Below are 10,892 nucleotides of genomic sequence, written 5' to 3' on the forward strand. Positions count from 1 at the left end.
TCATCCCTTGACCGACCCGGCGGTCAGGCCGCGGGTCATGAATCTTTCAAGTCCAAGAAACAGCGCCATCACCGGCACCGTTGCAATCACCGCCCCCGCCATCAGATGCTGGCGCGGCACTTCCGACGAATTCAGCATCGCCACCCCGCGCGTCAGCGTGAAGCGCGACGGATCATCCAGCAGCATGAAGGCCAGCAGAAACTCGTTCCAGGCGATCATGAAAACATAAAGACTGACCGAGGCCAGCGCCGGCAGGCTCAGCGGCAGGGTGATTTTCCAGATCACCTGCAACCGGCTCAACCCATCCATCAGCCCGGCCTCCTCGATCTCGGCGGGCAGGCCACGGAAATAGCCCTGCAACATGTAAAGCGAGACCGGAATGGTGGTGACCGGGTAGATCAACACGATGCCAAGGATGGTATTTCGCAGCCCCAACATCGAAAACGCGATATAAATCGGCAGCGCCAGCACGATCATCGGCACCATGTAGATCAGCAAAACCGACCGGCTCAGCGCTTTCTGGCCGCGAAACCGCAACCGCGCCACCGCGTAGGCACCGGGGATCGAAAAGGCCAGGGTGATCAGCACCGTCAGGATCGAGACATAAAGGCTGGTCCACAGATAGCGGCCGAAATTGAAATCGCGAAACAGCTCCACATAGGACCGGAACAGCCCCCAACCCTGGCCAAGATCAATGGTGAAATCGAGCGGGTTGGCGATCAACTCGCCCTGGCTTTTCAGACTGGTCATCACCATGACATAGAAAGGAATGGCAACGATGGCGGTAAAGAAGACATAGCCGAAACCGGTCAGAAACCGGATCCAGGCCGCCTCGAACTCATGCCGGTTCAACCGGCCCGCCGGGCAGCCGGCCAGCATCCGCGCAACCGGCAGCCCGGTCCCCAGCCCGAAACTCACTCCCGCCAGCAGTTTCAATCCGGTCGCAGTCTCCGCACCAAATCGGATCACGCCGGCAGGCGTGAAGCCAAGCCCGACGGCCAGCGCCACGGCCAGCCCGGTCAAGGCCCATCCGCGCAGCCCGCTGACGCCGCCAAACCCGACCGCAGCCCCGATCAGAATGGCACCGATCACCCCCGGGCGAAACGCGCCGCCGGTGGTGAAAGACAGCAAGACAGATACCGTCACCGCAATGACATAGGCCCAAAGCACCGCGATCTGCGGCCCAACAATGCGCCCTTGCTTCCAGCCACCCATCACGCGCGCCCCTTCATCTTGGTCAAAATACCTCGGGGAGCGCGAGGGGCTGGCCCCTCGCTCCGGTCGCGGCCGAAGGCCGCGAACCCAACCACATTCATAACCCCTCCTCCTGGCTCATGAAGCGGAAAAACACCCAGGAAAAAAACAGCAGAGCCAGCATGATAACCACCGCCACAGCCGCGCCCGCCCCGATATTGGACAGCGCAAATGCCTGCTCATAGACATTGACGGTCAGCGTCCTGGTGCCGGCATTGCCGCCGGTCAGCAGGAAAATGTCGTCGAATTTGTTGAAGGTCCAGATAAAGCGCAGCAGAAACAGCACGCTCAGGATCCCCATCAGCTGCGGCAGGCTCAGATAGCGGAACTTCTGGAACGGCGACGCCCCATCCATATCTGCCGCCTCATACATATCGGTGTCGATCGACTGCATCCGCGCCAGAATGAACAAAAAGCTCAGCGGGAAATAGCGCCAGATCTCGAACACCGTCACCATGATCAGCGCCAGAGGCCGCGCACCGAAGAAATTGATGGCGCTCTCGCTGACACCCATTTGAATCAGCAGCGCATTCACCGAGCCCGAAAACGGATCGAACAAGATCACCCAGGAAAACGCCACCGCGATCACCGGGGCGACATAGGGAAACAGGTAAAAGCCGCGCAGCAGCCCCTGGCCGCGAAACTCCCGGTTCAGCAACAATGCCGCGAAAAGCCCCACCAGCAGCGCCCCGATAGTGCCAAAGACCGTGTAGAACAGGGTCGCGCCGATGACGCTCCAGAAATCGCGGCTGTCAAACAGGCGGGTGAAGTTTTCAAGGGTGAATTCGCTATTGGTCAGGACGAAATCGCCATCACCGGTCAGGGCCGGCTCGGTTGACCTGACATCGACACCCAGATCGAAATAGGCCTGCGTGACGTTGCCGACAATCTCGATGCTTTCACGCGCGCCGCCTTCGAAATCGCCCAGATCGCAGAACAAAACGCCCTCCGTGATGTCGCAGCGCGGGTCGGTTCGGGCGATCTCGAAACCTTCGGGGACCAGATCGCGCAGGGTCACGCCCGTGATCACAGAATCGGGGGCCGAATTGCGGATCCTGAGCCGCCAGGTCGCCGCATCGCCGGCCGCTTCGGGGCGGCCACGGATCTGTTCATTGACCACCGGCACCGGCGCGCGCAGATCCGACAGCGCCACCGGTTTGACGCTGATCCAGAAGATCGCCAGCAATGGCAGCAGCACGACCAGAAACACGGCCGTCAATGTCGGCAGCAACAGGCCCCAGGCCAGGCGCGCTTCGCGGCGCGCAAGGGGACCTGCCCCCTTGGGTGGGACGGCAGAGCGCATGGCATCTACTCCGGATGATCAAAACGGATTGGGCTGGCCCCGGTTCAAAAAGGATTGACCGGGGCCAGAGCAGAACGGACCCTACATCATTCGATGCTGGCCAGTTCCTCATTCATCAGCGCCACGGTCGCGCCCGCGTCGCGCACACCATCCATGTATTCGCGCACCAGCCGGTTGATGATCTGGCTGTTGATGATGCGGCTGGCCAGTGCCAATTGGCCATCGGCCACGCCCCAGCGCTGCGCCACATCCAGACCGCCGACGATCTCGTCGATCATCTCCTGGGAATACAGATCGGCCAAAGGCGCACGGCGGTCGACGCCGACATCCAGGCCCGCCCAGGCTTCGGTGAACATATCGGGATCCTCGGCGGTGCCGCGACGCACCGGAAACTTGCCTTCGGGCGCGATCGCCAATGTGGCAGTATAGCCTTCATTCATCGAATATTCGACAAATTGCATGGCCGCATCGGTATCGGCATCAACCGTGATCCCGAAGTAACGCACATCGCCCCAGGCAGCGCCATCGGGGTTCGAGGGGCCCGCGAAATTGGTCACGATGCCGGTGGCTGCGGCCAGGTCTCGCGAAGTGGGATCATCATTGATGGTCGGCGGGGCGCTGTCACGCAGACCGGCCAGTTCGTCCAGAATGAATGGCGACCAGATGATCATCGCCGCGCGACCGGCAAAATAGAGCTCGCGGCTTTGCTGCCAGTAAAGCTCACCATCGGGGCTGACCTCGGTGATCGCGGCATAGAATTCCAGCACTTCGGTGGTGGCCGCAACATCCAGCTCTTGCAACCCGTCGGGGCCGACCGGGCTGACGCCATTGGCCAGAAACACATGTTCCAGCACTTGCGACATGAAGTTTTCATCGACCTTGGTGGCGGACACGAAACCATACATCTCGGGCGGGTTATGCAGCGCCTCGGCCGCGGCCAGCACATTGGCATAGGTTGTCGGCGGCTCAAGCCCGGCCTCGGCAAACAGATCGGCGCGATAGATCAGCATCTGGGTCCAGCCATCAACCGGAACCGAGGCATAGCCATCGGCAAATGTGGCCATGTTCAGGGGCCCTGCGGCAAAGGTATCGCTGCCCAGGTTTTCAATCACATCGGTGGCGGCATCGATATCCAGAATGCCGGCCTCGGCCCAGGGCAGCGCATATTGCAGCGGGTGATAGATGACATCGGGCAGATCGCCGGCGGCAAAGGCCGCGGTGGCCCGGGTGCCAAGGTCGCTTTCGGTGACCGGAATCACCTCGACCTCGATACCCGATTGGGCAGTGAACTCGGCGGCCATCGCCTCTTGCCGGGCCAGCCGGTCAGGCTGTTCCTCGGTGGTCCAGAAGCGGACCGTCTGGGCCCCCGCGGCAGCGCTCAGCGCCAGCGACGATGCCGCCGCCAACAAAAGCGCGCGGGCTGTTGTTTTCCTCAGTGTCATATCGTTCTCCCTTTTTGATATTTTTGATATTTCTGATATTTCCGTGCAGCCCGGGCGTGGACCGGCAGGGTCAAGGCAAATTGGGCGCAGGCCCGTGCGAGCCGCGCGCCACAAGATGGGCCGGTGCGGTTTCGCGCAGATGAATCGGATCGGTGCCGCGAATGCGGTTGAACAACAGCCGTGCCAGGCGCGCCCCCGCGGCCCGCGTATCGACCGCATAGGTTGTCAAGGGCGGTGACGCGGTCGCGGCCTCGGGGATGCCGTCATAGGCGACGACGGACAGATCCCGGCCAATGCGCAACCCGCGCGCCTGTGCGGCGCGGTAGAGGCCAAGCGCCGCCATATCCAGCGCGCAGATAATCGCGGTGGGCGGGGCGGCCAGATCCAGCAGATCGGCCCCCTGCACCTCGCCGCGGGCCATTGTCGTGGCCTCACCGCGCACCAGATCGGGGTCAAATGGCAGCCCCGCCGCTGCCAGACCGGCGACATAGCCCGCCTGTCGCAGCGGCGCATAATTATAGACGCTTTCGCCATTGATAAAACCAATGCGCCGATGGCCCAGACCGTGCAGGCGCAAGACCGCATCGCGCATCGCATCTTCACCGGAAATATCGAACCAGGCGCAGCCCTCGGCATCGCCGGTGCGCCCGTAAAGGACAAAGGGCACGCCGAGCCCGCGCAGCAGATCAATCCGGGCGTCAATGATCTTGGTGCGCGGCAGAATGAAGCCATCGACCTTATGTTCCTCGATCAGACGGGCCATGGTGGCGACCTCATCGGCCTCGTCAAAGGCGGTGGCGACGCTCAGCGACCAGCTTTCTTCCGAGGCCGCCCGCGAGATGCCATCGAGAAAATCGGTCAAAAAGGGTTTATGCGCATTGCCCGGCCCGGCATTGAGCACCAGACCGAGCGCGCGCGCCAGCCCGGTGCGGATCGCCTGTGCCTGCGCCATCGGCCGGTATCCCATCCGGTCGGCCATGCGCGCCACCCGCGTCCGGGTTGTCTCGGCAATGTCGGGATAGCCGTTCAGCGCCCGGCTGATCGTGCCCTTGGCCAGCCCCAATTCCTGCGCCAGATCATTGATCGTGACGCGGTTGCGGGGCCTGATTTTTAGCTGTGGAACCGGCATGAATTTTCTCTCCCGACTCAAGGATTGAGTTCCGAAACCGGTTTCGGCAAGGGTTTTTTGCCTGCCTGCCCGGATCGGTCAGAAAACGGCCAGTCATTTCACACGAATATTCATGCCCATCGCGGGCTGATTGCGCGGCGGGCGGGCGGGCCTGGTCAGCCCTGCCCCGCCAGCACATCCTCCAGCGCCACCTTGATCAGCGCCAGGCAGCGATCATCGGAAAACCGGTGATCGGCCCCTTTGACCAGGGTCAGCCGGATATCGGGGCCTTGCAGATGATCGAGCAGACGCAGCGCGACGGACATGTCGACATCGGCGTCATGCGTGCCCTGCAACAGGCGCACCGGCGCAGAAATGGCAAGCGGCTTGCGCAGCACCAGCTGGGTGCGGCCATCCTCGATCATGGCCCGCGTGATGATATAGGGGTCGCCATAATCGGAGGGCAGCGCGATCTGCCCTTCCGTCATGATCCGGGCTTTCTGGGCCTCGCTGAACCCCGCCCACATGCTGTCCTCAGTAAAATCGGGGGCCGCCGCGATGCCGACGAACCCGGCGACGCGATCGGGGTGGCGGCGCGCCAGAAGGCAGCCGATCCAGCCCCCCATCGACGAGCCCACCAGCACTTGCGGGCCATCGGTCAGCTCCGCCAGCACTGCGCCCGCATCCGCCGCCCAATCGCCGATGCAGCCATCGGTGAAGGCACCGCTGCTCTGGCCATGGCCGGAATAGTCGAACCGCAGGAAGGCGCGCCCGGTCTTTTGCGCCCAGGCCTCCAGATAGAGCGCCTTGCTGCCCTGCATGTCCGATTTCAGCCCGCCCAGAAACACCACGCCGGGGCCGCGCCCTGGGGTCAGGTGATAGGCGAGGCGGCGGTTTTCGGCGGTGGTCAGGAACTTGGCGGTCATCTTGGGATATCCCTGCATTTGCGGTGGCGCATTTCTGGCCAGCTTTGGCGGAACTCTCAAGGGCGGATGCCTCCGGCGGGAGTATTTTTGCAAAGAAGAAACGGCAGGGGCGGCGCGGTCTTGACAGCTGCGGCGCAAGGGGGCACCACACGGGCCTGAAAAGCAGACCCCGCAACCGGGCGTTTCGTAGGCGCCAGACCGATGAGGAGCATGGCCGCATGAGCCAGATTACCCTGACCTTCCCCGATGGCAATTGCCGCGATTATGCGGCCGGCGTGACGCCCGCCGAAGTGGCCGAAAGCATCGCGCCGTCACTGGCCAAAAAGGCGATTTCCGCAAATGTGAACGGGGCCCATTGGGATCTGCAATGGCCGATCGAATCTGACGCCGCCATCGCCATCAACACGTTTCACGATGAGGCGGCCGCGCTGGAGCTGATCCGCCATGACTGCGCCCATATCATGGCCCGCGCGGTGCAGGAGATCTGGCCCGAGGTCAAGGTCACCATCGGCCCGGTGATCGAGAACGGGTTTTATTACGATTTCGACCGGGCCGAGCCGTTTACGCCCGAAGATCTTGGCGCGATCGAGGCCAGGATGCGCCAGATCATCAACCAGCGCGACCCCGTCACCACCGAGATCTGGGACCGCGACCGGGCGATAGAATTCTATCAGGCCAATGACGAGCCTTACAAGGTGGAGCTGATCGAGGCCATTGCCGGCGATGAGCCGTTGCGGATGTATTGGCATGGGCACTGGCAGGATCTGTGCCGGGGCCCGCATCTGGCCCATACCGGACAGGTGCCCGCCGATGCCTTCAAGCTGATGAATGTTGCCGGGGCCTATTGGCGCGGCGACAGCGACCGCGCCATGTTGCAGCGCATCTATGGCGTGGCCTTCAAGACCAAGGCCGCGCTCAAGGCGCATCTGCATATGCTGGAGCAGGCGGCCCTGCGCGACCACCGCAAACTGGGCCGCGAGATGGAACTGTTCCATATGCAGGAGGAAGCGCCGGGGCAGATCTTCTGGCACCCCAATGGCTGGACCATCTATACCGAGCTGCAAAGCTACATGCGCCGCAAACAGCGTGCCGGCGGCTATGTCGAGGTCAACACGCCGCAAGTGGTGGATCGCAAGCTGTGGGAGGCCTCGGGCCATTGGGACAAATATCAGGAACATATGTTCATCGTTGAAGTGGACGAGGAACATGCCCGCGAAAAATCCATCAATGCGCTGAAGCCGATGAACTGCCCCTGCCATGTGCAGGTCTATAATCAGGGGCTGAAATCCTATCGCGAATTGCCCCTGCGCATGGCCGAGTTTGGATCGTGCAGCCGCTATGAGCCGTCCGGCGCGCTGCATGGCATCATGCGGGTGCGCGGCTTCACCCAGGATGACGCCCATATTTTCTGCACCGAAGACCAGATCGAGGCCGAATGCGCCCGGTTCATCGAATTCCTGTCCTCGGTCTACAGCGATCTTGGCTTTGACGATTTCGAGATCATGTTCGCCACCCGGCCCGAAAATCGTGTCGGGACCGAAGCCTCGTGGGATCATGTCGAGGCGGCGCTGGAAAATGCGATCAAGGCCACCGGCCATTCCTACACGCTCGACCCCGGCGAGGGCGCGTTTTACGGGCCGAAGCTGGATTTCAAGCTGACCGACGCGATTGGCCGGGTCTGGCAATGCGGCACCTTTCAGGTCGATCCCAACCTGCCCGAACGGCTTGGCGCGCATTATATCGGTGAAGACGGGGCCAAGCATCGCCCCTATATGCTGCACCGCGCCTGTCTGGGATCATTTGAACGCTTCATCGGTATCCTGATCGAAAACTGGGCCGGGAAACTGCCATTCTGGCTTGCGCCGCGTCAGGTGGTTGTGGCCTCGATCGTGTCCGAGGCCGATGCTTATGTGGCAGAGGTGGTCGAGATGCTGCGCGCGCGCGGCGTGCGGGCAGAGGCCGATATCCGCAATGAAAAGATCAACTACAAGGTGCGCGAACATTCCGTGGGCAAGGTGCCGGTGATCCTGGCCATCGGCCGGCGTGAGGTCGAAGAACGCAGCGTGACCATCCGCCGGTTGGGCGAAAAACAGACCCGCGTGGTCGATCTGGGCACGATGCTGGCCGAACTGGCAGCCGAGGCCGTGCCGCCGGATTTGCGCTGACGGGCAAGGGCCGGGATCCCGGTGCCGCCCGGTTCAGAAATGGCTCACTTCTTCATCCGGGCGTCCCGCCGCCAGCGCCAGCACACCGCCCAGCCCGGTCAAGGCGATCGGGAACATGGTGAACACGCCAAAGCCAAAGGCGTAATACATGCCGCCCGCCGATAGCAGCAGCAAGATGCCCCCCCACAAGGCCCGCGACCGCGCCATCGCGCCGCCCGCCAGGGCCAATAGCGGGGCCATGATGCTGGTGAATTTGATCAGCCCGGGATTGTCCACCTGTGTCGCCAGATCGGGCACTTCGCCAAACCAGCTTACAAATTCGACATAGCCGTAGCCGAAGAACCCGACGATCATGCCGAGGAACCCGCCAAGGATTCCCAAAACCAGAGCTGCGTTGCGCATTGGTGTGTTCTCCTGTCATGGTTCGACCAACCTGCCTGGCCCATTGACACCCGGAATAGGCGCAGGGGGCGGCCATTCCAAGCCGAAAATAGCCCGATCAGTTGAAACATTCCCCCGAAAGGAAGGAATTCCAGGGCCCGGGCATCCAAAGTCAAAATATCGGATAACCACCCTAAGGCATTGATATAATCAAATATAATCAGATAATCGGAAGACGTGCCCCTGTTACAGCGTCATAACATCTGATCACACAGCAGTGCTTGACGCGCCTGTGATTGGCCGCAGACCATATTGCCCGGATACCTCTACTGCTGTCAGATCCGCCCTTGGATCTCGGCACTTAAATTGAAAAACAGCTTTACGGGAGTTTCCCTCATGTCGATCCAAATCAAATCCCTGGCCCTGCTTGGTGCCGTCGCGACCGCCATTGGTGCCTTGGGTGCCACCGGTGCCACCGCACAGGAGATGGAAAAGTGCTATGGCGTCTCTCTGGCCGGCCAGAACGGCTGTGCCGCCGGTCCCGGCACCACCTGCGCCGGCAGCTCGGTCCTTGACTATCAGGGCAATGCCTGGGTTCTGGTCCCGGTTGGCACCTGCACCTCGATCGAACTTCCCGATGGCCGCACCGGCGAAACATTGGCGACGCTTGAGGCCGATGGCTATCTGGGGCTGGCGCGCGATCTGCCCGAAGGGCTCTCGGACGATGTCATGGCCCAGTATCGTGATCTCATGATGATGGATGACATGATGGAAGAGACCATGGAAGAAAGCTGAGATCTGCTCCATGATTTCAGATGTCGCGCCGGGGGGGCCCGGCGCGACATTCTTGCCAAAACAGGGCCCTGCCCCATCGCGGGCAAAGCCGTCGCAATCCATGAGGCGGCCTTGGGCCGGACACGACAAGGACCGAATCCGACATGTTTGACCGCGCCGCTGACACTGGCCTGCCACCCTTTGCCGGCATCGGTTACAAGGCCAGCCATTTCACCCAATTGCGTGCCGAACCCGGCCCGGTCAAATGGCTGGAGATCCACGCCGAAAACTATATGGGCGATGGCGGCAGGCCGCTGGCGCAACTGCGCGCCCTGGCTGAGCAATTTCCCATATCCGTCCATGGCGTGGGCCTTTCGATCGGCGGCGACGCCGCGCTTGACAGCGATCATATCGCGCGGCTGAAACATCTGTGCGACTGGCTGCAACCGGCCAGCTTTTCCGAACATCTGGCCTGGTCCACGCATGGCGATGCCTATCTGAACGATCTGCTGCCGCTGCCCTATACCGAGGCCACGCTGGCACGGGTCTGCGACCATGTCGATCAGGTTCAGACCAGCCTGGGCCGGTCCCTGTTGCTGGAAAACCCCTCCTCCTATCTGGCCTTTACCGAGACCACGATGAGCGAGGTCGATTTCCTGTCGGAGATTGCGCGCCGCACCGGCTGTGGCCTGTTGCTCGATGTCAATAATGTCTTTGTCTCCGCCACCAATCAGCAAACCGACCCGATCGCCTATATCGACGCCTTCCCCTTGGACGCGGTCGGAGAAATTCATCTCGGCGGCCATGATGAGGATGCCGATGAACATGACGCGCCGCTGTTGATCGATGCGCATGGTTGCGAAGTCGTGGATCCGGTCTGGGCGCTTTATGCCCATACCATCGCGCGCGCCGGGCCGCGCCCGACCTTGATTGAATGGGACAATAACGTGCCCGAATTTCCCATTCTGCGCGCCGAGGCCGCCCGCGCTGAGGCGCTGCTTGCGCCGGTCAGGGCCTGATCCCATGCGCCAGTCCGATTTTATCGCCGCCCTGCTTGATCCCACTGCCGAAGTGCCCGCCGGTATGGTCGATCCCGAAGGCCGCCCCGTCACCAAGCGGTTCAACGTCTATCGCAACAACGTGGCCGCATCGCTGAGCGAGGCGCTTGAGATCGGATTTCCGGTGCTGGTCAAGCTTCTGGGGGCGCAAACCTTCAAACAGCTTGCGCTGATATATCTGCGCGCGCACCCGCCCAAATCGCGTTCGATCTCACAATATGGCGCTGAAATGCCCGCCTTTCTGGAAACCTTCAAGCCTTTGGAAAAGCTGCCCTATCTGGCCGATACTGCGCGCCTGGAACTGGCGATGCGGGCCTCCTACCATGCCGCCGATGCGAAACCCTTGAGCATAGAGGGGCTGGAGCCCGAGGCGCTGATGGCGCTGTCCCCGCGTCTGGCCCCGGCCACGATCCTGCTGGCCTCGCGCCACCCGATCCTGTCGATCTGGCGCTTCAATACCGAAGCAGATGCCGCTGCGCCG

Annotated in this window: 9 protein-coding genes and 1 pseudogene; 4 read left to right on the forward strand and 6 right to left on the reverse strand. The window is 62.0% G+C overall.

Annotation, left to right across the window (positions count from 1 at the left end):
* The 5 genes from ACW8PS_RS10475 to ACW8PS_RS10495 form a co-directional block, all read right to left on the reverse strand.
* Positions 1–1,215 (reverse strand): carbohydrate ABC transporter permease, encoded by a 1,215-nt coding sequence (locus tag ACW8PS_RS10475; protein WP_491527342.1) that lies wholly within the window; start codon positions 1,213–1,215, stop codon positions 1–3.
* 97 nt (positions 1,216–1,312) lie between these two features.
* Positions 1,313–2,557, reverse strand: coding sequence for a sugar ABC transporter permease (locus ACW8PS_RS10480; RefSeq protein ID WP_491527343.1), 1,245 nt, complete (start codon positions 2,555–2,557; stop codon positions 1,313–1,315).
* An 86-nt stretch (positions 2,558–2,643) separates the two neighbouring features.
* Positions 2,644–3,999 (reverse strand): ABC transporter substrate-binding protein, encoded by a 1,356-nt coding sequence (locus ACW8PS_RS10485; protein WP_491527344.1) that lies wholly within the window; start codon positions 3,997–3,999, stop codon positions 2,644–2,646.
* 70 nt (positions 4,000–4,069) lie between these two features.
* Positions 4,070–5,128, reverse strand: a complete 1,059-nt coding sequence (locus tag ACW8PS_RS10490; RefSeq protein WP_491527345.1) for a LacI family DNA-binding transcriptional regulator — start codon at positions 5,126–5,128, stop codon at positions 4,070–4,072.
* A 155-nt stretch (positions 5,129–5,283) separates the two neighbouring features.
* Complete coding sequence (locus tag ACW8PS_RS10495) at positions 5,284–6,033, reverse strand: alpha/beta fold hydrolase (protein WP_491527346.1); 750 nt, start codon at positions 6,031–6,033, stop codon at positions 5,284–5,286.
* Between the two features lie 218 nt (positions 6,034–6,251).
* Between ACW8PS_RS10495 and thrS the strand changes: the two genes are divergently transcribed.
* On the forward strand, positions 6,252–8,198 hold the full coding sequence (gene thrS, locus ACW8PS_RS10500; RefSeq protein ID WP_491527347.1) for a threonine--tRNA ligase: 1,947 nt from the start codon (positions 6,252–6,254) through the stop codon (positions 8,196–8,198).
* Positions 8,199–8,231: 33 nt separating this feature from the next.
* On the opposite strand, the gene ACW8PS_RS10505 is transcribed toward thrS, so the two are convergent.
* A complete protein-coding gene (locus ACW8PS_RS10505; protein WP_491527348.1) occupies positions 8,232–8,600 on the reverse strand; it encodes a hypothetical protein in 369 nt (122 codons plus the stop codon).
* A 375-nt stretch (positions 8,601–8,975) separates the two neighbouring features.
* On the opposite strand from ACW8PS_RS10505, the pseudogene ACW8PS_RS10510 reads away from it, so the two are divergent.
* From ACW8PS_RS10510 to ACW8PS_RS10520, 3 genes and pseudogenes are all read left to right on the forward strand, one after another.
* Positions 8,976–9,287: pseudogene (locus ACW8PS_RS10510) on the forward strand (BufA1 family periplasmic bufferin-type metallophore); the annotation flags it as partial.
* A 230-nt stretch (positions 9,288–9,517) separates the two neighbouring features.
* A complete protein-coding gene (bufB, locus tag ACW8PS_RS10515; RefSeq protein WP_491527349.1) occupies positions 9,518–10,372 on the forward strand; it encodes an MNIO family bufferin maturase in 855 nt (284 codons plus the stop codon).
* A gap of 4 nt (positions 10,373–10,376) precedes the next feature.
* Positions 10,377–10,892: HvfC/BufC family peptide modification chaperone (locus ACW8PS_RS10520; RefSeq protein ID WP_491527351.1), on the forward strand; the 516-nt coding region annotated here is incomplete at its 3' end.

The sequence above is a fragment of the Alterinioella sp. genome, assembly GCF_058343375.1.